We start from the raw sequence: 24,205 nt of genomic DNA on the forward strand, positions 1-24,205 counted from the left end.
TCCGAATTCCTGACAACTTGGTTATGTTTGCAGTTCAATTAGCTCTTGGAAAAGTTTTTGTCAGGAGAAGTCAAAATAGCTGGGAATGGAACTCACTTTCTACAAATATCAGGGCACTGGCAATGATTTCGTCATGATCGATAACCGTGACGGGAGCTTTGATGTGAGCAATCTAGACTTGGTGAGAAAGCTTTGTGACCGAAAATTCGGAGTCGGATCAGATGGCTTGATCGCGATCCAAAATCATCCAGACTATGACTTCGAAATGGTCTATTTCAATGCCGACGGGAGCCAAAGTATGTGTGGAAATGGAGCCAGATGCGCAGTAGCCTTCTCGGCTTTTCTGGGAATAATCGGGGGAAAAACACACTTTCTCGCGATTGACGGACCGCATGATGCCATTCTTTCCGGTGATCAGGTAGAGCTATTGATGGGTGATGTCAAGAATATCGAAGAGCGATCCGGAGATTTCTTTGTCAATACCGGTTCTCCCCACCACATTCGATTTATCGACCAGGCGGAAAGCTACCCGGTTTTCGAAGAAGGAAAATCCGTTCGATACGACGCTGCATATGCACCTGCGGGCACCAATGTCAACTTTGTTCAGCCGCTCGCCGAAGACGAGGTTTTCGTCCGTACTTACGAGCGAGGCGTAGAGGATGAGACTCTTTCCTGTGGTACCGGGGTCACCGCAGCAGCCATTGTCTATGGTTCTCAGCATCAGCAAAATCGGGTGAAAATCAGTACCCTAGGAGGCAATTTGTCCGTTAAATTTCAATCCAATCCTGACGGCACTTTCAGCAAAATCTGGCTAATTGGCCCGGCTGCGCAGGTTTTCTCAGGAAAAATTAAAATCGATACTATGGACCGCGGGTGAGAATCCGAGGTCTTACTTATTACCAATTATAACAAAAACGGCTTATTTTTAAGCCCCCCAAATCGGGATTCCATAGAACGACATGCTAGATTTTATTGCAAAAGGATTAGCCAAAGTATTTGGCACCAAGTCCGACCGAGATATCAAGGAACTTCTTCCAATAGTGACTGAAATCAATCAGGCGTTCGCAGGATTGAAAGGCTTGAGCGACGATCAGCTGAGGGCGAAAACCTACGAAATCAAGGATGTCATCAATAGCCGATTAAAGTCGACCGACGATAAGATCGTCGAGATCAGAACTCAGATTGATGCCTTGCCGGCTCAGGCGATTCATGAAAAAGATCAATTTTTCAACGAAATCGACAAGCTGGAGAAGGATCGGGATACCGAGCTGGAGAAAGTTCTCGAAGAGGTGATGCCTGTGTCTTTTGCCATCGTCAAAGAGACCGCGAGACGATTCAAAGAGAATGGCAAATTGGTGGTGACTGCCACGATGCAGGATCGCGAACTCGCAGTGACCAAGGCCAATGTAGAGATTGAGGGTGAGCAGGCGATTTGGCACAACAAGTGGATGGCTGCAGGTACGGAAGTTGTCTGGGATATGGTGCACTACGACGTGCAGCTCATCGGTGGGATGACGCTTCACAAGGGAAAAATAGCCGAAATGGCGACCGGTGAAGGCAAAACGTTGGTTTCGACTCTCCCAGCTTTTCTCAATGCCCTTGCGGGTAGAGGTGTTCATATCGTGACGGTCAACGACTACCTGGCCAAGCGTGACTCCGAGTGGAATGCTCCGATTTTTGAGTTTCACGGCTTGACGGTGGATTGCATTGACAAGTATCAGCCCAATTCAGCTGGCAGAAAGAAAGCTTACGCTTCTGACATCGTCTATGGGACGAACAACGAATTTGGCTTTGACTATCTGAGAGATAACATGGCTCGTGAATCAGGCGATCTGGTTCAGGGCAAGCACCATTTTGCGATGGTCGATGAAGTGGACTCCGTGTTGATCGATGACGCGAGAACGCCGTTGATTATTTCCGGGCCGGTGCCAAGAGGCGATGTGCATGAGTTTGATCAGATGAAGCCCCGTGTTTCGACTTTGGTGGATGAGCAGCGGAAACTGGTGCAGGGATTTTTGGCTGCGGCCAAAAAACAAATCGCTGATGGCAATGACAAAGAAGGTGGCTTGGCTCTCTTCAGAGCGTTCCGAGGCATGCCTAAGTACAAGCCTTTGATCAAATACCTTTCCGAACCTGGGATCCGGGTGATCCTTCAGAAAACAGAGAATTTTTACCTCCAAGACAACAAGCGCCAAATGCCGGAGGCTGATGAGCCGCTGTTGTTTACCATCGACGAGAAAACGAATGTGGTAGATCTTACCGATCGTGGCATCGAGACGATGACGACCAAAAATGAGAACCCGGAATTCTTTATTCTCCCGGATATCGGTGTGGTGATCGCTGAATTGGAAAAAGCAGAAGGAGTAGACGATACGGAGAAGCTTGTCCGTAAAGAGGAAGCAATCAAGGATTACAGCGTAAAGGCACAGCGTATCCATACCGTAAACCAGTTGCTCAAGGCCTATTGCATGTTTGAGCGGGACACGGAATATATCATCGTGGATGGCAAAGTGAAGATTGTCGATGAGCAGACCGGCCGTGTGATGGAAGGCCGTCGTTATTCCGACGGATTGCACCAGGCGATCGAAGCGAAAGAAAATGTGAAAGTGGAGGACGCGACGCAGACGTATGCCACGATCACTCTTCAGAACTACTTCAGAATGTATCACAAACTGGCCGGTATGACCGGTACGGCGGAGACTGAAGCGGGAGAATTCTGGGAAATCTACAAGCTGGACGTAGTCGTGATTCCGACTAACAGACCGATCATCAGATCAGATCGCGAGGATAAAGTTTATAAAACTGTCAGGGAGAAATTCAATGCAGTTGGCGATGAAATCAACGAATTGGTAGCCGCTGGCAGACCAGTTTTGGTCGGTACCACTTCCGTGGAAATTTCCGAAGTGCTCAGCCGAATGCTGACTTTGAAAAAAATTCCCCATCAAGTATTGAATGCGAAGCAGCACGCCCGTGAGGCTGACATTGTCGCTGCCGCAGGTCAACCGGGTACTGTGACCATCGCCACCAACATGGCCGGTCGGGGTACAGATATCAAGCTTACCGCCGAGTCAAGAAAAGCCGGCGGCTTGGCCATCATCGGTACTGAGCGCCATGAATCACGCCGTGTCGACAGACAGCTTCGGGGCCGTTCCGGTCGTCAGGGTGATGTGGGATCTTCCCAATTCTTTGTTTCCTTGGAAGATAGTTTGATGCGTCTCTTCGGCTCAGACCGTATCGCTAAACTGATGGATCGAATGGGCTTGGAAGAAGGCGAAGTGATACAGCATAGCATGATCACCAAATCCATTGAGCGTGCCCAACGCAAAGTCGAAGAAAATAACTTTGGCACCCGTAAGAGACTCTTGGAATATGACGATGTGATGAACTCACAGCGTGAAGTGGTCTACAAGCGTCGCCGGAATGCGTTGAAAGGTGACCGCCTGGAGCTGGATATCCTGAATATCCTGTTTGATGTCTGCGAAAGCCTCATCGACATGGGCAAATCGACCGACAGCGCGGAAGATCTGAGGATGAATATTTTCACCACTTTGGGTCTGGATCACCACATCACGGACGGAGATCTCAAATCCAAAGATGCACCGAAGCTTACCCAAGAGCTTTACACGGTTGCTTTTGAAAACTACATCAAAAAGAACAATACGATTGCGCTGACTGCACTTCCGATCTTCAAAAGAGTGCAGGAAGAAAGAGGTGCTACCGTGAAGGATATCATGGTGCCGATCTCTGACGGAATGAAACAAATCGGTGTGGTCACCAATCTCCAAACTACGATTCAGACTGAGGGCAGGGAATTGATTAGATCGATCGAAAAGAACGTTTCGCTGGCGATCATCGACCAAAACTGGAAGGAGCACCTTCGTGATATGGACGACTTGAAGCAGTCAGTGCAGAATGCGGTTTATGAGCAAAAAGACCCACTGTTGATCTATAAGTTTGAAGCGTTTGAGATGTTCAAGCGATTCATCGGCAAGTTGAATGAAGACATGATCACGTTCCTTTCGAGAGCGGATCTGCCAAAGCAAGAGCCTGCCCAGGTACAGCAAGCTCAAGTTCAACGAGCTCCCGAACCTAAACTTCAGACTTCCAAAGCAGAAGTGGCAAGCTCTTTGAACCCTGGAGCTAATCGCGCTGCGGCGGCCGCAGCGGGTGCTGGGAGACCGGCTCCTCAGCCCGTCGCTCCGAGAAAGGTCGAACACGCCTATGGTAGAAATGACAAAGTTTCTGTCAAGTATACCGACGGCACCACGAAGAGTGACGTAAAATATAAGAGCGTGGAGCAAGATCTAGCCGATGGAAAGTGCGTTGTGATTGAAAACTAAGTCGAAATGAAAAATTTTTGGGTATTTGGGATTTTGTCAATCCTTTTTGGTTGTAAAATAATTCGTCCTTCCTCAGACTCAGCAAGTACGGCGTATGCTACTTACCAAGAGGATCTGAGTGGATCATTGCCCAAGTACCCGGACTATACCACGGCCACTGAAGAGAGCTCTTCAAATCCCTCGTCAATCGGGTCAGTCCAGCCTGTGGATGGGCAACTGGATGAAGTACAGCGTCGGTTTACCGAAAAAAACAAGAATGAGCCATATTTCAGCGGCTACACCGTTTTGGTGTTTTCCGGAATAGACCGAAATCAAGCGTTCAAAACTCAGGATGATCTAAAGCTCTATTTCCCCGATTTAACCCCTGAAATGCAATATCAGCAGCCTCGGTACTTGGTCAAGCTGGGAAAATTCACCTATAAAATCGAAGCGCAAAAAGCCTTCTCCCAGATCAAGGGTCAATTTCCCACTGCCCGGATTATTCAGGACAGATTTCAGCGAAAGGAATACGTCGCTCCTACCACAGACCAAGATGCTCCTATCCAAAATTAAGTCCCTGGCCAAGGCCTACAAAGAGGAAGTAATTTCAAACCGACGACACATTCACGCCAACCCTGAGCTTTCTTTTCAGGAATTCAAAACGGCCGAGTTTGTAGAAGCAAAACTCAGGGAGATCGGAATTGCCGAGATAGAGCAGAAAGCTACTACCGGTTGGTCTGTCTTGATCAAAGGCAAAAATCCCGATAAAAAAGTCATTGCTCTTCGGGCAGATATGGATGCTTTGCCGATCATCGAAGCCAATGATGTGTCCTACAAATCCCAGAACCCGGGCGTCATGCATGCCTGCGGTCATGATGCACATACCGCGTCGCTTTTGGGCGCGGCCAAGATTCTCCATGAGATAAAGGATGATTTTGAAGGCACGATCAAGCTTATTTTTCAACCTGGAGAGGAACTCGTTCCCGGTGGAGCGTCGTTGATGATTAAGGACAAAGTCCTCGAAAATCCCCGGCCTTCAAGTATTCTCGGCCAGCACGTGATGCCCTTTATCCCTGCGGGAAAAGTTGGCTTTCGACCCGGGATCTACATGGCCAGCACAGATGAACTCTACGTGACGGTCAAAGGAAAAGGAGGTCATGGCGCCATGCCGGAGACATTTATTGATCCGGTGCTCATTGCGTCGCACATGATCGTCGCCTTGCAGCAGATCGTGAGCCGTGTCGCAAATCCCAAGACTCCCTCCGTTCTGTCTTTTGGACGCGTGGAAGCATTGGGTGCGACGAACGTGATCCCGAATGAGGTGAAGATTCAGGGGACGTTTCGGACTTTGGATGAACCTTGGCGAGCCAAAGCCCATGAGAAAATGCTCCAGATCGCCCACGGGATCGTGGAAGGAATGGGTGGAGAATTAGACTTTGAGATTCGAAAAGGCTATCCTTTTCTCAAAAATGATCCCGAGCTCACCGCCCGGTCGATGGATGCCGCGAGAGATTATCTTGGCGCCGAAAATGTGCTCGACTTGGACATCTGGATGGCGGCGGAGGATTTCGCCTTTTATTCTCAGGAAATAGACGGATGCTTCTATCGACTCGGAACTCGTAACGAAGCCCGGGGAATCGTCTCAGGTGTACATACCCCGACTTTCGATATTGAAGAAGATGCCTTGGAGATCGGTTGTGGCCTGATGGCTTGGCTGGCGGTTTCAGAACTTTCCAAAGCGTAATCTTACCTCAACTCACAAAATCCGGCGAAGAATTATCTTCGCCTTTTTATTTTTCGATATGAATCGAGCATGACGAAGGCGTCAAAGTGGGATGATTATTCACAAAGAGAGATTCTCGCGAAGAAAAATCGGGACAGGCTATCTGACCTTAGATATCAAATTATAAACAGATGAAATCGAGCATGTTGCAAACACGCCCACTGATGATTGTCAGATATGCGAAGATTCCATATGGCCGTTGAAAAAAAATTTTAGTCATATGAAAAAAATTACTTCTCTCGCACTCGCTTTATTGATGAGTCTGGTTTTGGCTCAGTCTGCTGCAGCTTGGGGTCAGCTCGGTCACTATGTGGTAGGATATCTGGCACAAAAGCAGATGAAGAAATCCTCACTGAAAAAGGTGAATAGCGTGCTCGGCACGATGTCTATCGGACGTAGCGGGACTTGGATGGATGAGATCAAATCTGACAAAGCCTACGATTACCTCTATTCCTGGCATTTTTTGACGAGTGATGATGGTGAATTTGACGCGGCGATTCAAGAGAAAGGTGGCAATGCCTACGAAGCAATCAATCAATTAAAGACAGAGCTAAAGGGTGGAAACCTCAGCCCAGAAGAGGAGTCACAAAAACTGAAGATGCTCATCCACATCGTAGAGGACATCCATCAGCCACTTCATGTGGGCACGGGCAAGGATCGGGGAGGCAACGATGAGAAGGTGGAGTATTTTGGAAAAAACTCCAACCTTCATTCCGTCTGGGATACTGAGATGATCGAAGGGTGGAATATGAGTTACACGGAGATTGGTGATGAACTGTATCGCAGACTCACACCGACGCTGAGATCAGACTACCGGAATTCTACTTTGGAGGATTGGTTAAACGAAGCGGTTGCACTTCGGCCTTTGATCTACAAGCTACCCGAAAACAAAAAACTCTCCTACAATTATGGGTATCAGACCCGAGATGCGGTGGAAGAAAGACTGCTGGCAGCCAGCGTCCGACTGGCTCAGATTTTAGAGGAGATTTATCCTTGAGCTTTAGACAGATTCTTTCCCTGCTAGGACCACTAGCAGGGATTTTTTTTATTTCTCCTAGGTGCGAGAGAGTCAAGGGCTTGGGTAAGACACTATCTTTAAGTAGTCTGGAAAATCAAGACACTCAAGTGATTCTTTCTTAAACGAGCAAGCATGCCTATTCGAATCGCCATTGCAGAGGATAATCCATTTCTGCTAAGAGCCATTTTGGAAAAGATTTCCTTTTTCCCTGACTTGGAGGTAAAGTTTCATGCGGACAATGGACTGGATCTACTCCAGAAGCTCGAGAGAGACGCCAATATTCAACTGATATTGATGGACATTGAAATGCCCAAGATGAACGGTATCGATGCTGTCCGGCAGGTTTCGCAGAAATATCCCCAGATCAAGACGATCATGCTCACTGTTTTTGACAATGACGAACACATTTTTCGTGCGATTCAGGGAGGTGCAAATGGCTATTTCCTCAAAGAGGTAGATCCCGCCACACTCCATAAAGGGATCTTGGATACGCTCGACGGAGGAGCTGCGATGACGCCTTCTATCGCGCTAAAGGCTCTCAAACTCCTTCGGAATCCGCCGAATTTTGAGAAAATGGACGAAGAAATCCTGCTTACTAGTCGTGAGATAGAGATCTTAGAGCAGACAGCCAAAGGACTTAATTATAAACAGGTTGGCGAGAACCTCTTTATTTCACCCAAAACCGTCCGCAAGCACCTCGAAAATATTTACGGGAAGCTCCAAGTTCATTCCAAACTTGAAGCGGTACAGAAGGCTGTCAAAAATCGGATCATCGAGGGATGATTCTCATTCAGAGTACAATGAGTTGTTTTTCTGGAGAAAAATCGATGGAAATAATGGATTTTGGAAAAATGTCGTATTTTTAGAGACAAATGACCATGGCATGAGCGAAGACGGAGATCAAAGAATTGATATGGTGGAGGATGTGCTGGCCACGTATGTGACCGGGCTACCCAAGTACAGATTGGAGACTCGAATATCGAGAGGAATGACTCTGAGTGGTTTTTTTTCAGACCGGATGTTGGTGGTCAAGGTGATTCGAGAGGGGATACCCCAGTCTCTTTTTATGTCTATCAAAGACATGGCGCCTTTTTCCGATCAAGAATGGTCGGACTTTTTGGATGTCTCGCTCAAGTCTCTACAGCGCTACAAGGGCGATACGGAGCATATCTTTAAGGCCATTCATTCCGAGAAGATCATTGAGCTAGCGGAGGTTACTTCTGTCGGTCAGGCCATTTTTGATACCAATGGGCAGTTTGCCAGTTGGCTCAATACACCAAGTCACGCGCTGGGCAATATGAAGCCGATGGAACTCCTGAGTGACTCCTATGGCAAGGAAATGGTGCTGAACGAGCTCAATCGGATCGATCAGGGAATATTTGTCTGATGCGAGTTTTCCGGCTACTTCGAAAGAAATATCCCATCGAACTGAGTGGCAAAGGTGCTGCGATGTCTGGAAACCGCTGGAACTCGAAGGGTACAGAGATCATCTATTGCGCAGAAAGCCGTGCTTTGGCGATGGCTGAGGTGGCAGTGCATATTTCTCTCGCTACACTACCAAACGACTTTGTGATGGTGGAAATCGAGATACCAAGCGCTGTTTCAGTTTCCTCCTTTCCTTTTGCAGAATTGCCCGATGGTTGGAATAGCTTTCCACACCTGCTGCATACTCAGCGTGTCGGAGATGAATTTGTGTTTGGGAAAAAAGCGTGTGTGCTGAAAGTACCGTCGGCTGTTGTGCCGGGCGATTTCAACTTTTTAATCAACCCAAATCACGCCGACTTTTCTTCGATCCGAATCGTAGATCATGCGGACTTTCCGTTTGACAAAAGGATTTTCAGCTCCTGAGTTATTGCGGGTATTCCGAATGGTTAGAACCTGTATTACCCGACAGGAAACCAGTTTTGTGAATGAAAATCGAAAGGGCTTTACCTTCTTTTCTCAAATTCTTCTTTTGCCCCATCCAAAAATTCAATGAACGCTGAAAGGTCAGAATCGTATCCTCTCGGCTTCGCGACGAGCTTTTCTTGGTGGTCAAGGATCACGTAGTAAGGCTGGGCGTTGTTGTTGAAGCGGGTGATCTGGAAGTCGGCGTTTTGCTTGCCGAGCGTCTTTTTCACTTTTCCGTCGTAGCTGGAGGTGTACCAGTCACTCTCGGGCAGCTCCAGCCGCTCGTCGATGTAGAGGGCGACCATGACAAAGTCATCTTTCAAACGGGCCAAAACCTGTGGGTCTGACCATACATTTTCTTCCATCTTGCGGCAGTTGACACAGCCGTGTCCGGTGAAGTCGATCAGCAAGGGTTTTCCTTCTTTTTTGGCGGCAGCCAAGGCCTCTTCGTAGTCAAAGTAGCCCTCGATGCCAAAGGGAATGTGAAGAAGATCACCGTATTTCACGGATTTTGTTGGTGACTCAGAAGATGCGCTTCCAGCCCCGATCTTAAACTGCTGAGTAGTCAGCGGAGGCAGATAGCCGCTTAGATATTTGAGCGGCGCTCCAAAAAGTCCGGGAATCATGTAAACCGTAAACATGAGCGTGAGCAATGCCAAAAGCAGCCTTGGCACCCCGATATGATCGAGCTTGGAATCGTGCGGCAATCGGATTTTTCCCAAAAGATAAAACCCCAGGGCTCCAAAGATCACAATCCAAATCACGAGGAAAATGTCCCGATCCAGGATTCCCCAGTGGTAGACCAAGTCAGCGATGGATAGGAATTTGAACGCCAGGGCGAGTTCGAGAAAGCCGAGGACGACTTTGACTGAGTTGAGCCAGCCCCCGGATTTGGGAAGGCGGTTCATCCACTCTGGGAAGATGGCAAAAAGCGTGAATGGAATCGCGAAAGCCAGCCCGAAAGCAAACATCCCCAGCACTGGCTTGACCAGCTCACCTCCGGCGGAGGAGATCAAGATCGAGCCCACGATCGGGCCGGTGCAGGAGAAGGAAACCAAAACCAGCGTAAAAGCCATAAAGAAGACTCCCCCGAGGCCGCCTTTTTCGGCTTTTGCATCGACTTTGTTGACGAGGCTGGAGGGCAAGTTGAGCTCAAACAATCCCAAAAAGGCCAAGGCAAAGAAGATGAAGATCGCGAAAAAGAAGAGATTCGGCGCCCAGTGCGTGGCCAGCCAGTTGGCGAATTCTGGGCCCTGAATCGCCGCGACGGCGGTCCCGGCAATCGTGTAAATGGCAATGATGGAAATGCCGTAGACAAATGCCTGGCGGATCCCCTGGGCGCGTGACTTCGCCCGTCCGGTGAAAAAACTCACGGTCATCGGAATCATTGGAAATACGCAGGGTGTCAGCAATGCCGCCAATCCAGCCAAGAAAGCCAAGACCATAAAACCCCAAAGCGACTCGCTTTCTCCTTCTGCAGTGAAGTCTTCTTGCCCGATCTCTGGAGATACTTGCTGTGCCACGTCCGGAGAACCAGCCTCGCCTACTGAATCCAAAACTGAATCTTCGGGGAGTGCAGTTTCCCCGGTTTCTTCCAGAGTAAAGGGGGAATCTTCCTCAGGTTCTTCAGGAACTACAGTCTCGGGTTTTTGAGATTCTATTGTTGCAACGGGATTGTTTGTGGCTTTTGCCGGAGTTGCGGTGAAAGGGACCTCGATGTCCTCTTCGTAGTTAATGCACTGCCCGTCGAGGTCCGAACACATCTGATACTCCAGCGTGGCAATGATCGTTCCGGCGCTTTTTTTGAGGATTAAGGACTGCTCAAACCGGCCTTTTCCCATGAAATAGGTAACCTCAGCGCCCCAAACTTCTTCAAACTTTTTCTTGGGATTGATGCCTTTGAGTTTTCCTGATTCTGTAAAGGCGTCTGATTTTTCGGATTTAAATCGCGCGATAAGCGGCCCAGGACTCAGGTCGAAATCATTGGAATAGACATACCAGCCAATCGGGATCGTTGCTTCCATCACAAGCACAGCGGGTTCTCCAACCTGCGGGGTTTTCGGCTCCAGTGTCACGGTCCATTTTGGTGGCTTGATTAGCTGTGCCTGTGCCAAAAAGGAGTTGAATACAAAAACCAGAAGCAACAAGCCTCCGGTTTTGAAAATTTGGAACGAAAACGGAAATGAATTGGTCAAAGCTGATTGATTCAAGGTACAAGAAAGAACCTTTCTGCAAGGTCTACGGAAAACGGCTTACTGCTGGCTGAGTTTACGGAAATGTCTGAAGAAAGCCGCAATCGTCTCGATACCGATGAAGTAGTTTGTCACCCCATAATGTTCATTGGGCGAATGCAGTGCATCGGTGTCTAGACCAAACCCAAACAAGATTGGATCAGATCCGAGTTCCTTCTGAAAAAGCGCAACAATAGGAATCGATCCGCCTTCTCTGGTCGGGATTGGCCTTTTCCCGAAAGTCTCCTCCATAGCTGCTTCTGCGGCTTGGTAACCGACAGAGGAATCCGAAACCACAGCCGGAGCTCCTCCGTGATGGGTTTTGACCTTTACTTTGACTGATTTTGGGGCGATTGCTTTGAAATGATTTTCAAACAGAGACGCGATTACTTGCCAGTCTTGGCCAGGAACGAGTCGCATGGAGATTTTTGCGAAAGCTTTTGACGGCAGTACCGTTTTCGCACCTTCTCCCGTATAGCCACCCCAGATGCCATTGACATCCAGCGTGGGACGAATGCCGACCCGCTCGATGGTGGTATAGCCTTTTTCGCCGTGGACGGCTTCGATTTCCAGCTTTCCCTGATACTCATTGAGATCAAAAGGAGCCTCATTCAGGCGCTGTCTTTGCTCATCGGATACCTCTTGAACGTTGTCATAAAATCCCGGAATGGTAATGTGTTCGTTTTCGTCTTTGAGCGAAGCGATCATCTTGCAAAGCACATTGATCGGATTGGCCACGGCGCCACCGTAGGTGCCGGAGTGCAGGTCGCGGTTGGAGCCAGTGACTTCGACCTCCATATAGGTCAAGCCGCGAAGCCCGACCGTGATGGACGGATCTTTCATGCTGATCATGTGCGTGTCCGAAATCAGAATCACGTCAGCTTTCAGTCTTTCTTTATTGGCGATCACAAATGCGTCCAAGTTGTCGGAGCCGACCTCTTCCTCGCCTTCGATCATGAATTTAACATTACAGGTCAATTCTCCAGTCGCCATCATGGCTTCGAATGCTTTGACGTGCATGTAGAACTGACCTTTGTCATCAGCGGATCCGCGGGCGAAAATGGCTCCTTCTGGATGGATTGTGGTCTTTTTGATCACGGGCTCGAACGGCGGTGAATCCCAAAGCTCGTACGGATCGGCCGGTTGCACATCATAGTGTCCATAAACCAACACTGTGGGCAGAGCGGGATCGATGATTTTTTCTCCATAAACAACCGGATAGCCTGCTGTTTGGCATATTTCGGCGACATCGGCACCGGCCTTTTCGAGGGATTCTTTGACAAAATTGGCTGCTTCAAAGACGTTATTCTTAAACTTGGGATCAGCACTGACCGACGGGATGCGGAGAAGGTCCAGCAGTTCGGAGAGAAAGCGGTCTTTGTTTTTTTCGATAAATGCAGCTGCAGACATATTTGGGTGATTGAGTTGGTAAAGGCCTCAAAATTATTCCATTCGCTAGGATTTGCCTAGTTTTTTTCTTCTTTTGCCACGAAGGCTTGAAAGTTAATATTTGGCCACGAAGACGCTATGACGCTAAGAGAAAAAGGGGAAACTATGTATTCACAAAGCGTCTGATTCCTCTTTTGATCAAGGGAACGTTGAAATTGATCAGGTATCCAAGATTTAACCGGGAAAGTTTGAGATGGCTGATGATTTGGGACTCCCATACAGGATTGACAATTTCGACAGCTTTGAGCTCTACAATCACGCGATCATTGATTAAAAGATCTAACCGTAGACCTTCATCAAACCAGATTCCATCATAGCAAATTGGAATATTCACTTGTCTTTTTACTTCAAATCCTGCTTTTTTAAGTTCATGCTCCATGCATACCTCGTAAATTCTTTCCAAAAGCCCAGGGCCAAGTGCTTTGTGGATAGTGAAAGCGGCATTAACCACCTCTTTTCCGATTTCTTCCTCTAATTCTGTAGGTTTCCCGTAATTCATTGATCTTCTTTCCTTGAAATCAATAATTTAAAAAATCTTTGTGACTTAGAGCCTTAGTGGCAAAAATAGTATGAAAGCAATCCTTTGTAAAGAGTTTGGTGGTCCCGAGAAGCTTGTTTTTGGGGATACTCTTGATCCTGTCCCGGGGCCAAAACAGATTTTGATCGCCGTAGAGGCTTGTGGGGTCAATTTTCCAGATGTGCTGATCATTCAGAACAAGTATCAGTTTAAGCCTGAACTCCCGTTTTCGCCGGGCGGCGAAGTGGCGGGTAGCGTCATTTCTCTCGGATCCGAGGTCACGAACTTCCAAATCGGCCAACAGGTTTTGGCGCTTTGCGGCTGGGGAGGTTTTGCCGAGAAAGTGGCTGTCGATGCCAACCGCGTTTTTGCACTTCCATCCGGTCTTCCCCCGGAGATTGCCGCCACCACACTCTATACGTATGGCACGTCCTACCATGCACTGAAGGACCGCGCCAACCTTCAGCCTGAGGAGACACTTCTAGTGCTCGGAGCAGCCGGAGGCGTGGGTTTGGCGGCAGTCGAGTTGGGAAAACTGATGGGGGCCAAAGTCATCGCCGCCGCCTCTTCCGAAGAGAAGCTTGCGCTTTGTCAGGAAAAAGGAGCAGATCTGACCATCAACTACGAAATGGAAGACCTGAAATCCCGAATCAAAGAACTGACGGGAGGAAAGGGCGTCGATGTAGTCTATGATCCTGTTGGAGGGAAATACACAGAGAGTGCCGTCCGCAGCATGGCTTGGAAAGGGCGCTACCTAATCGTAGGCTTTGCCAACGGGGAAATCCCGCAAATCCCGATGAATCTCCCCTTGCTAAAAGGCTGCTCGATCATCGGAGTTTTTTGGGGGCAGTTTTCCACGCTAGAGGCCAAAGCTAGTTTTCAAAATACCCAGCAACTGATGGAGTGGATTCAGGTGGGAAAGATCAGGCAACACATCGGGAGAAGCTATTCACTTGAGGAGGCTCCTGAGGCCTTGCAGGCGATTTTGGATCGGAAGATGCTTGGAAAAGGAGTGGTGATGATTTGATTTTACCATGAAAATCGAAAGTACAATATTCGATTTTCATGGTAAATTGGCTGCAAGCTAGACGTTTTACCGGGTGAGTTGTGCCCCTTAGGCTGTAACAGAAAAAAGGCCCAAAACCCTGGCGGACTTTGGGCCTCTGACACTGGAGCGGGTAATGAGGTTCGAACTCACGACCTTCAGCTTGGGAAGCTGACGCTCTACCAACTGAGCTACACCCGCTTTTTCTAATCAAATTTATCCTTTTGCCAAAAAGGCACAAAATCTTCGACTTTGTGCCTTCGTGGAAATTTTGTGGGATCTAAGGGATTCGAACCCATGACCTCTGCTCTGTCAAAGCAGCGCTCTAAACCAACTGAGCTAAGATCCCGGTTTGTGGATGCGAATATATATAAACCGTCGAGGTTTTCTAAAACTTGGAAGACCAAAACGCCTCATTTATTCATGGAGCGAAAAAAGTGGATCTTCCAACAAATCAGAACTCGATAAATTGGTGGAAATTAACCACGATTGAAATGAGCTAGATTTTTAGCAAGAAGCTAGGACTGGCTTTGGCATATTTCAAATGGGATCCAATCTGTTAATGGAAAAAGAATCGGAGAAATATTTTGAGAAATTCAGAGCGCATATTGAAAGATATGTCAAGCTCGGAGATGTTGAAATGAACCATATCAGAGGCTTTTTTGCCGCGAAGAAAGTCAAGAAGAAAGGCCTTCTTCTTGAGCCTGGACAGGTATGCGGACTCGAATATTTTATAGTCTCAGGACTTTTTCAATCTGCAGTACCGGATGAATTTGGTAAGATACACACCCTGAATTTCCCCCATGAAGAGTGGTGGGTGGGTGATTTCAAAAGCTTTACCTCACGAATGCCCTCTACAATGAGAATTGAAGCACTGGAAGATTCCATTTTGCTCGGTATATCCCAAACCTCTCTCAATGAGTTATTGGCAAGCTCAACGAGTTTCGCAACTTATTTTAGAATTCTTAGCGAAAACGCGAGTATCGCTGCAAATGACCGGATTGTTCACCAATTATCGCAGCCGGCTGAAAAACGATATGAGCTGTTTTGCCAAAAATATCCGGGGATAAAGGACAGACTTTCACAGAAAAGAATTGCCAGCTTTTTAGGGATTTCTCCAGAATACTTCAATCAGATAGAAAGAAAATTAAATAAACAGGACTTAATGTAGTTAAAGTTTTTTGCGGCTTGAGCGGGGTAGTTTTGTGAAAACCAAACCGAGAAAACAATGACCAAAAAACACCCAAACATCCAACTAGTCGAGCGCTTTTTTAGAGCGTATGCGGATTCCGATTTTGACGGAATGAACCAAGTAATGGACGCCGATATCAAGTGGCATATTCCAGGCAACCATCCCTACAGCGGGACAAAAAACGGCATTAGAGAATTAACCGAATACTTCGAAAAACTAAATGAATTCGGTTTCAAAGCCGAACAGATAGCAATGGGAGTAAACGACAACTATGTAATAGATTGTCACAGAAATTGGAGTACTTCGAACGCTCCAACAGCTCTTGATGCTATGTCTTGTCTGCTATGGAAGATCGAGGATAATAAAATTGTTGAGGTTTTCAACTTTCCTCAAAACCAGAATCAGGTTGATAATTTTTTCAATAATGCTTAGAGTTTCGATAAGCCCAAAGCTCCAACACTGGCAGTTTTATGAGTCAACTTGAAATTATCGGTCAGATGAAGCGACTTCTCGGGACTCGTGATGCACTAGACAAAACTTTCCCCCAGGTACATACCAGTAAAGTTTTCCTTCTCTTTCGCCAAGTCCTCCGGAATCCCGGCAAAGGTCAAATGCCCGCCTTTATTTCCTCCTTCCGGCCCAAGGTCGATCACCCAATCCGCTGATTTGATGACTTCTGTATTGTGCTCGATGATGATCACAGAGTGACCTTGGTCGATCAGGGCATTGATCGAGTGAAGCAGCTTTCGGATGTCGTGGAAGTGTAGTCCGGTGGTCGGTTCGTCGAAGATAAAGAGGATGTGATCGCCGGTTTTCGTTCCGCCTTTCCCCAGGAAAGAGGCCAGCTTCACCCGCTGGGCTTCGCCGCCGGACAGCGTATTGGAGCTTTGGCCCATTCCGATATAGCCCAATCCAACTTCCTGAAGCGGCTGAAGCTTGTTGATGATCTGGGTTTTTCCTTTGAAAAACTCCAAAGCCTCATCGATCGTCATCGCCAACACTTCGGAGATGTCTTTTTCTTTATACTTGACTTCAAGGATTTCATTCTTGAAGCGCTTGCCTTTGCACGATTCGCAGGTCAGGTGGATGTCCGCCATAAACTGCATTTCCACTGTCGTGGTACCTTCTCCCTGGCAGGCTTCACAGCGTCCGCCGTCCACATTGAAGGAGAAAAACGCCGGTTTGTAGCCGCGCTGTTTGCTGAGTGGCTGCTCCGAAAAAAGGTTTCGGATGGCATCATAGGCTTTCACATACGTCACCGGATTGGAGCGGGATGACTTGCCGATCGGATCCTGATCGACAAACTCTACCTGTGTGATCCGCTTATAATCTCCTTCCAGACGTTCGTATTTTCCGCCCTCATCGATGACCGTTCCCAGCATTTTTCCCAAAGCAGGGTAGAGCACTTTCTTGATCAGCGTCGACTTGCCCGATCCCGAAACTCCCGTCACCACGGTCAGTGTATTGAGCGGAAACCGGACTGTCAGGTTCTTAAGGTTGTTTTCACGTGCGCCTTTTACCGTGATGGAATCCTTCCATTTCCGATTGCCGGATTTTTCAAAAATCTTTTCTTCGCCGCGGAGATACTTCGCCGTGTAGGTTTTGCCGGAGGCAATGAGGTCTTCGATTTTTCCCTGAAAAAGCAGCTCTCCGCCATGCACGCCAGCATCGGGGCCGATATCAATGATTTGATCCGAGGCTTTCATCACCTTGTCCTCATGCTCGACGACGATGACGGTGTTTCCGAGATCTCTCAGTTCCTTGAGTACACCAATCAACCGATCCGTGTCGCGGGGATGCAGCCCGATGCTCGGTTCGTCTAGGATGTACATTGAGCCGACGAGTGCAGAGCCCAGGGAGGTTGCCAGCTTGATCCGTTGATATTCTCCGCCGGAGAGCGTGGAGGTCAGTCGATTGAGTGTCAGATAGCCCAAGCCCACCTGATCCATAAACTCCAATCGGCTGACAATTTCTTTTAAAAGCCGGTTGGCTATCTTGGCTTCGTGTGGGGCCAAGTCTATCTTTTGGAAGAAGGCCATGGCATCCTCGATGGGCATCAGCACAATGTCCGTGATGGATTTGCCACCGATCTTGACATAGGACGCGTCCTTTCGTAATCTCGTACCACGACAGTCCGGACAGGTCGTCCGTCCGCGGAATCGTGACAGCATGACCCGATATTGGATCTTGTAGGTTTTGCTTTCCAGATCTTCGAAAAATGCATCCAGTCCGCTGAAGTACTTGTTGCCTTTCCAGATCAGTTCTTGTTCCTTTTCGCTGAGTTCGTTATACGATCTATGGATCGGAAAGTCGAATTCAATGCCTTTTTTCAAGAGAGGCTCCAGCCATTGTTTGCTGGATTCACCCCGCCAGGGGGCGATTGCTCCTTCGTACACAGAAAGCTCCTTGTCCGGAACGACCAGATCTCGGTCGATACCCAAGACATTGCCGAATCCTTCGCATCGCTTGCAGGCACCATACGGATTGTTGAAGGAGAAAAAATTGACTGAGGGCAGCTCGAAGCTCATTCCGTCAAGTTCGAACCGGTCCGAAAACGACTTGGTTTCCACCTCCGGGACCGTGATTTTGCAGTCTCCATGTCCTTCGAAAAGCGCCGTTTGCACGGAGTCGGCGATGCGAAACTGGTTGTCTTCGTCTTCCTTGTGAACCGAAACCCGATCAATCAGGATCTCATACTTGCCTTTGGGTACTTTCTTTTCACCCAAGAGATCCTCGACAAAAAACACTTCTTCATCGATCAGGATTCGGGTGTAGCCTTTTTGCAGCAACAGCTCCAGTTCCTGCTCGATCTTGCGGCCGCGCTCCAACTGTAGCGGACAGGAGATCATGACTTTGGATCCTTCTTCAAAAGATTGGACAAAGTCCACAATATCGGTCACGGTGTGATGCTTCACTTCTTTGCCCGAGATCGGAGAAAAAGTTTTTCCGACCCGAGAGAAAAGCAGCTTCAGGTAATCGTAGATCTCCGTCGTGGTACCGACGGTAGAGCGGGGGTTTTTGTTGCTTACCTTCTGCTGGATCGCGATCGCTGGAGCTACTCCTTTGATGTATTCCACGTCGGGTTTTTCCATCCTGCCGAGGAATTGTCGGGCATAGGAGCTCAAGCTCTCCACGTACATCCGCTGGCCTTCGGCAAAAAGTGTGTCGAAAGCCAAAGAGGACTTGCCAGAGCCGGAGAGGCCCGTAATCACCACAAACTTATTTCTGGGAATCGCCACGCTCAGGCTTTTCAGGTTGTTGACCCGGGCGTTTTTGATTATGATGAAATCTTTGGGATCGAGAGAATCGATGTCGGTTTTAGCTGGTAAAGTGCTCAAAGTCATAGCTGGCAAAGATAGGAAGTCAAAGACGAAAAAGCAGGAAGATATCCAAAAGTGGTCTTGGTGAAGGAGCTAAAATCGAATTTTTCCTGCAAATAGTCGGACTTTGTAAAATAGATGGTGCTCCGATATTTTAATTGACCTTTTTGACTTTCCTAGCAGATAAAATTTGTACTTTTCAAAGCTGCTTTTTAAAAAATCCCGTTGATTGGAAGCGCTGAAATTTTGTTAGTTGATTATCACCACCAAGCTCTTTTTGAATGCCAGATTTACGGTATCGCATATCGGATAAAGTCAGGGAGAGTTCCCGATACATTGTCTACAAGGCCAGTCGCCTTCGGGACGCAAAACCTGTGACCATTCAGACGTTTCGTTCAGCATACCCCACTTTTCGGGACGTCAATCATATGAAGCAGGAGTATTCGATCCTGTCCAAGCTTTCCCACCCGAATATCATCCAGCCAATCAGTCTTGAAAACCTCGAAAACCTCCCGGTTTTGGTCATTGAGGACGCTGCGGGGGTTCCGCTTTCGCATTATTTGAAAAAGGGGCAAATGGATTTGCTGCTGCTGTTGAAGATCGCGATCGGCATCACCAAGGCCGTCCACTACCTCCATAGCAAGAAAATCATCCACAAAAACCTCAATCCCGAGAACATCCTGGTCAACAGCAATGGAGAGGTGAAGGTTTGGGGATTTGAGTTTGCGATAGAGCGGGGAAGAGATTTGAACTATTCCAATGTCGGCGAGGCGCTGGAGCTGGGGCTTCACTACATCTCTCCGGAGCAGACCGGCCGGATGAATCGGCCCACCGACCATCGGACTGATCTCTATTCGATCGGGGCGATCTGCTATGAAATGATCACCGGCAGACCGGTCTTCCCACTTGAGGATCCGGTCGAGTTGATCCATGCGCATCTGGCTCTCTTGCCGGAATCTCCCGGAAAACTGCGTGCAGGCCTACCGGCTGTATTGAAAAATATCGTGCTCAAGCTTCTTAAGAAGCACACCGAGGAGCGCTATCAGAGTTGCTCCGGATTGCTTCACGACCTTGAGCAGTGTCTATACCAGCTTCTGAGCTTCAATCAGATCGACGACTTTGAGCTGGCGACTCAGGACCACCTCGACCAGTTTCAGATTTCCTCCAAAATCTACGGACGCGATCCCGAGTTGGCGGAGATGAAAAAGATCTTTCATCGAATCCAAGATCAAAAAGCCGAGCTCGTGCTTGTCAGCGGCTATTCAGGAGTGGGCAAGTCCAGCTTTGTACGAGAGTTTCAAAAGCACATCAACTTGGAAGGCGGCTTTTTTGTCGCTGGAAAGTTTGAGCAATACCGAAAAAATCCGCCGCTCAGTTCACTGTTGCTTGCACTCAACGATCTGATCAGCCAGATCCTGATGCGAAGCGAGGAGCAGCGGGACTATTGGCGATCTATCGCGCTGCAGGCCTTGGGCAACTCCGGCCAACTGATCATCGAGATCATGCCAGACCTGGAGCTGCTGATCGGGCCTCAGCCGGAGGTACCGGTACTTCCGATGACCGAGTCCAAAAACCGTTTCAACCAAGTCTTCAACAATTTTATCCGCGCTTTCGCACGGGAGGATCATCCCATGTGCATTTTCCTGGATGACTTGCAGTGGCTGGACACCACGACACGCCGCTGGCTGGAGAGTACCTTGGAAGACCCGGGACTTAAGCACCTCATGGTGATCTGTGCCTATCGGGAAAATGAAGTTTCGCCTTCCCATCCGCTGATGCTGATGTTGGATCGGCTGAAAAGCAACGACGTCATCACGACTCAGATAGACCTGAAGCCGCTCGATCAGACCTCCGTCGCGCAGATCGTGGCAGACTCGCTGTCTATATCGCTGGAGCAAAGTGCCGACCTTGCCGAGATTGTCTTTCGTAAGACCCTTGGGAATCCATTTTTCATCAGGCAGTGTCTCTTGACCCTATACGAAAGCGGTGTGATCCATCTGTCTACTGCAACGCAAAACTGGACTTATAGCGCAGCAAAGGCCCGTGAGGTGAAGATCAGCGACAACGTCATCGACCTGATGGCGGAGCTGTTTTACCGCCTGCCGACAGAGGTACAGGCGACGCTGAAATATGCAGCATGTGTCGGTAATGTCTTTTCAATTGAGATCCTGAGTGGTCTGGTCGACATCTCGGAAGCGGAGCTGGATATGCAGCTAAAGCTCGCTGAAAAACTCTGCATCATCGAAAATCTCAACAGTAAGGAGCGTTCCGGTGAGGGAGACTATGGATTTCAGCATGACAAAATCCAGCAGGCCGCCTTGGCCATGCTTCCGGATGAAGAAAAAAGACGGGTGCGATTGGCGATTGCCAAAAGCTTCCTATCCAAGCTGGAAAACATCGAGCATTCGGACCACATCTACACGGTGACGGATCATTTCAATTTTGCGCAGCAACTGATCAGTGACCGACAGCTACTCGATCGCATGGTCTCGCTGAACATTGCCGCCACCATCCGGGCCAATCACGCCAATGCCTACGAATCCGCGCTGACCTATATCAAGACGGCGATGGATTTGGTAGAAGAACACAAACTCGAGGTCCCAAAGGAAATACTCCGTGACCTCAATCTCCATCGGGCCGAATCAGAGCATCTCTCCGGAAACAACGAGTCTGTAGAGGCATTTTTTGATCAGGCACTTTTCCATACCGACGATGTCCTCAGCAAGGCGAAGGTCACGATCCGTAAGATCCAGTTTTTCAACAATGTCCGCAATTTCGAAGCCGCCTACCGGGCCTGCCGGGAGGTCACTTCGGAGTTGGGCATCACGATTCCGGCGAGTTTTTCGCCGCCTGCGCTGCTTGCGGAGTTTGTAAAATATAAAGTGATGATGGGCAAGCGGGATGTGGATCAACTGATCGACTTGCCCGAGATGCAGGACGAAAAGCTCAAGACGGCCGTGTTGCTGATGGCGGCAGCGGGGCAGTCGGCGTTCCAAATCCGTCCGGAGCTTTGCGTACTCCTCTGTGCCATTATTGTCAACAGCTGCCTCAAGCATGGCAATACAGCAGGAGCTTTTGTGGGCTATTTAGGTTTTGGGCCGGTTTTCCACAGCGGGATTTTAGGCTTTAGGACGACGGGTTATAAGTTTGGCCAGTTGATCTTGGCGCTGGTCGAGAAGTTTCATGACTTTGGAGGAAGGGCGGAAGCGTACTTTGTGACCGGATATTTTGCCATTCCTTGGAGGAAGCCTGCGCTGGAGATGGAGCAATATTGGCAGACTGCATACGAAGCCGCACTGGAGGTTGGTGATCAGTTTCATGCGAGCTGTGCGGCCTGCGCCACGATCCAAAGTCATTTCATGCGGGGTGTGCCTTTCGCCGCAATCTCGGAGTCAAGCCGAGCTTACCTTGATTTTCTGAAGAGAATCCAGCTGGAGGAGGGGATTTTGACCATCGCTTCGGTCGGTCAGTCCATCAAGAATCTCCAGGGAAAAACGGACAGCAAGGTCTCTTTCTCAGATGGAAGTTTTGAAGAGAAAAGCTACGTAGAGAGTCTTGGGGGCTTTAGTTCCAGACATTTTGCGCATTTCTATTTTATCAACAAGATGCAGACGCTGTATCTCTGGGAGGAATATCAGGAGGCTTACCAAGTCTCGCTGACTTCAGACGCGTACCTGAGCGACTCCCCGGGGATGTTGCATACCGCGGAGCACTTTTTCTACAAAGGACTCATCTTGGCAGCGCTGATCCCGTCTACACCCGGTGTGGATAAGTTCAAAATGAAGCGGAAACTGAAGGGGATCGTCCAGAGGTTCTATAAATACACGACGCATTGTCCAAGCAATTTTGAACACAAATATTACGTGCTCAAAGGGGAGCTGGCGAAGGTAAACGGCGATATGGCCGGAGCTCAAAAAAACTATTATTGGGCTTTGGAAGCTGCTGAAGCCTATGAATACCTGCAGATCCAGGCTTTGGCAAACCGAAAACTGTATGAGGTGCTTTTTGCCCTCGGCAACAAAAAGGTGGCAGCTATCCACCTCAGCGATGCGGAGTATCTGTACGATCTACTCGGCGCGACGGGAATTGCTGACCTCATGATGTCCAAGAGAAACTCAAGTAATTTCTCGCAAAAAGAAGTCAAGTTTGGACATCGTGTGGACGATCGCGGCAAGATCCAGCGCGACTTATCCACACAGGATTTGGATCTCCGCTCGGTTATGAAATCCTCCGAAGCGATCTCCAAGGAGATTAGACTGAAGGATCTGCTAAAGATCCTGATGAAGATCATCATCGAAAATGCCGGAGCCCAGCGTATGGTCTTGCTGCTGAAAAGTGAACAAGGTCTGCTCGTCCAGTCTGAGTCTTGCACCAAATATCCCGAGCCCAAGCTGTTTGAAAATCTGGCCCTGAAGGATTATTCGGAGATAGCCAAAGAGCTGGTTTCTTTTGTTGCGAAAAACAGGGAAAATATCCTCCTCGATAACGCCACAAAGGACCATCGATTCGCAAAAGATCCCTACATCCAAAAGGAACAACTGAAGTCCATCCTGTGTGTGCCGTTGGTCAAGCAGGGAGAGGTCACGGGGATTATATATCTGGAAAATAACCTGATCGAGGGAGCTTTTACCAAGGAGCGGCTAGACCTGATCAACATCCTTTCCAGTCAAATGGCGATCTCACTTGAGAATGCGCTTTTGTACGAAAATATGGAGGAGAAAATCATCCTTCGAACCAAGCAGCTCAACGCGGAAAAAGAGAAATCAGACGAATTGCTGCTGAATATTTTGCCTCCGGAAGTCGCTTCGGAACTGAAAAATCACGGCAGATCCAAGGCCAGACACTTCGAAAACGTGAGTGTCATGTTTACCGATATTGTCAATTTTTCGAGCGTCAGCGAGCAGCTGTCCGCAGAGGATTTGGTGGCCGAGTTGAATTACTTCTACTGCGAGTTTGACCGGATCGCTGAGAAATACGGAGTAGAAAAAATCAAGACCATTGGTGATAGCTACATGTGCGCCGGCGGGTTGAATCTGGCCAAGGACTTCAATGTTTCGGACATTGTATTGGCTGCTTTTGAGATCAACGAGTTTATCCAAACCAACAGGAAAGAGAAGGAGGGGTCGGGAAAACCAACCATCAACATGCGTATCGGAATCCATACAGGGCCGGTGATCGCGGGGATCGTGGGGATCAAAAAGTTCGCCTACGACATCTGGGGGGACACTGTAAACATTGCCTCGAGGATGGAAACGACCGGTGAGGCGGGGAAAATCAACATCAGCGGACATACTTACCAGTTGATAAAAGACAAGTTTGATTGCACCCCGCGGGGCAAGATCGAGGTCAAAAACAAGGGTCAGGTAGAGATGTATTTTGTCGAGCGTGAAATTTGACCCAGCCATTTGAGTGGGCGGAGTCATCTGAATATCTATTGATTA

General features: G+C 48.5%; 16 protein-coding genes and 2 tRNA genes. 12 read left to right on the forward strand and 6 right to left on the reverse strand.

Features of this window, described 5'->3' with window-relative positions; translation table 11 throughout:
* Positions 1-85: 85 nt before the first annotated feature.
* From dapF to G459_RS0108675, 8 genes are all read left to right on the forward strand, one after another.
* Positions 86-877 carry a diaminopimelate epimerase gene (gene dapF, locus G459_RS0108640; RefSeq protein ID WP_035455475.1) on the forward strand — a complete coding sequence of 264 codons (792 nt, stop codon included), beginning with the start codon at positions 86-88 and terminating at the stop codon, positions 875-877.
* Positions 878-959: 82 nt separating this feature from the next.
* Entirely contained in the window at positions 960-4,340 is a 3,381-nt protein-coding gene (secA, locus tag G459_RS0108645) for a preprotein translocase subunit SecA (RefSeq protein WP_026967295.1), read from the forward strand.
* A 6-nt stretch (positions 4,341-4,346) separates the two neighbouring features.
* Entirely contained in the window at positions 4,347-4,892 is a 546-nt protein-coding gene (locus tag G459_RS0108650) for a hypothetical protein (protein ID WP_026967296.1), read from the forward strand.
* Positions 4,873-6,063 carry a M20 metallopeptidase family protein gene (locus tag G459_RS0108655; RefSeq protein ID WP_026967297.1) on the forward strand — a complete coding sequence of 397 codons (1,191 nt, stop codon included), beginning with the start codon at positions 4,873-4,875 and terminating at the stop codon, positions 6,061-6,063. Before G459_RS0108650 ends, G459_RS0108655 begins: the two co-directional genes overlap by 20 nt.
* Before the next feature lie 259 nt (positions 6,064-6,322).
* Positions 6,323-7,099, forward strand: a complete 777-nt coding sequence (locus G459_RS0108660; RefSeq protein ID WP_026967298.1) for a S1/P1 nuclease — start codon at positions 6,323-6,325, stop codon at positions 7,097-7,099.
* Positions 7,100-7,252: 153 nt separating this feature from the next.
* Positions 7,253-7,903: a response regulator transcription factor gene (locus G459_RS0108665; protein ID WP_026967299.1), complete on the forward strand. Its 651-nt coding sequence runs from the start codon at positions 7,253-7,255 to the stop codon at positions 7,901-7,903.
* A 100-nt stretch (positions 7,904-8,003) separates the two neighbouring features.
* Positions 8,004-8,507 carry a type II RES/Xre toxin-antitoxin system antitoxin gene (parS, locus tag G459_RS0108670; protein WP_026967300.1) on the forward strand — a complete coding sequence of 168 codons (504 nt, stop codon included), beginning with the start codon at positions 8,004-8,006 and terminating at the stop codon, positions 8,505-8,507.
* Positions 8,507-8,968 (forward strand): RES family NAD+ phosphorylase, encoded by a 462-nt coding sequence (locus G459_RS0108675; RefSeq protein WP_026967301.1) that lies wholly within the window; start codon positions 8,507-8,509, stop codon positions 8,966-8,968. Before parS ends, G459_RS0108675 begins: the two co-directional genes overlap by 1 nt.
* 80 nt (positions 8,969-9,048) lie before the next feature.
* Here the strand turns inward: G459_RS0108675 and G459_RS0108680 are convergent, their stop codons facing one another.
* From G459_RS0108680 to G459_RS0108690, 3 genes are all read right to left on the reverse strand, one after another.
* Positions 9,049-11,157, reverse strand: a complete 2,109-nt coding sequence (locus tag G459_RS0108680) for a protein-disulfide reductase DsbD family protein (protein WP_051315152.1) — start codon at positions 11,155-11,157, stop codon at positions 9,049-9,051.
* Positions 11,158-11,262: 105 nt separating this feature from the next.
* Positions 11,263-12,651 (reverse strand): dipeptidase, encoded by a 1,389-nt coding sequence (locus G459_RS0108685; protein ID WP_026967303.1) that lies wholly within the window; start codon positions 12,649-12,651, stop codon positions 11,263-11,265.
* A gap of 142 nt (positions 12,652-12,793) precedes the next feature.
* Entirely contained in the window at positions 12,794-13,189 is a 396-nt protein-coding gene (locus G459_RS0108690; RefSeq protein ID WP_026967304.1) for a GxxExxY protein, read from the reverse strand.
* A gap of 70 nt (positions 13,190-13,259) precedes the next feature.
* On the opposite strand from G459_RS0108690, the gene G459_RS0108695 reads away from it, so the two are divergent.
* A complete protein-coding gene (locus tag G459_RS0108695) occupies positions 13,260-14,234 on the forward strand; it encodes an NADPH:quinone oxidoreductase family protein (protein WP_026967305.1) in 975 nt (324 codons plus the stop codon).
* Between the two features lie 143 nt (positions 14,235-14,377).
* Here the strand turns inward: G459_RS0108695 and G459_RS0108700 are convergent.
* Both G459_RS0108700 and G459_RS0108705 read right to left on the reverse strand, forming a co-directional pair.
* Positions 14,378-14,453, reverse strand: a tRNA-Gly gene (locus tag G459_RS0108700).
* A 73-nt stretch (positions 14,454-14,526) separates the two neighbouring features.
* Positions 14,527-14,601: transfer RNA gene (locus tag G459_RS0108705), tRNA-Val, on the reverse strand.
* Positions 14,602-14,814: 213 nt separating this feature from the next.
* On the opposite strand from G459_RS0108705, the gene G459_RS0108710 reads away from it, so the two are divergent.
* Positions 14,815-15,423, forward strand: a complete 609-nt coding sequence (locus tag G459_RS0108710) for a Crp/Fnr family transcriptional regulator (RefSeq protein ID WP_169725014.1) — start codon at positions 14,815-14,817, stop codon at positions 15,421-15,423.
* Positions 15,424-15,480: 57 nt separating this feature from the next.
* The gene (locus G459_RS0108715; RefSeq protein WP_026967307.1) at positions 15,481-15,876 is read left to right on the forward strand and encodes a nuclear transport factor 2 family protein; all 396 of its coding nucleotides are present in this window, start codon (positions 15,481-15,483) and stop codon (positions 15,874-15,876) included.
* A 95-nt stretch (positions 15,877-15,971) separates the two neighbouring features.
* On the opposite strand, the gene uvrA is transcribed toward G459_RS0108715, so the two are convergent.
* Positions 15,972-18,788, reverse strand: coding sequence for an excinuclease ABC subunit UvrA (gene uvrA, locus G459_RS0108720; RefSeq protein WP_026967308.1), 2,817 nt, complete (start codon positions 18,786-18,788; stop codon positions 15,972-15,974).
* Between the two features lie 257 nt (positions 18,789-19,045).
* Between uvrA and G459_RS0108735 the strand changes: the two genes are divergently transcribed.
* On the forward strand, positions 19,046-24,160 hold the full coding sequence (locus G459_RS0108735) for an adenylate/guanylate cyclase domain-containing protein (RefSeq protein ID WP_084454430.1): 5,115 nt from the start codon (positions 19,046-19,048) through the stop codon (positions 24,158-24,160).
* The last annotated feature ends 45 nt before the right edge of the window (positions 24,161-24,205 follow it).

It is taken from the genome of Algoriphagus terrigena DSM 22685 (assembly GCF_000429445.1).
GTDB classification, from domain to species: domain Bacteria; phylum Bacteroidota; class Bacteroidia; order Cytophagales; family Cyclobacteriaceae; genus Algoriphagus; species Algoriphagus terrigena.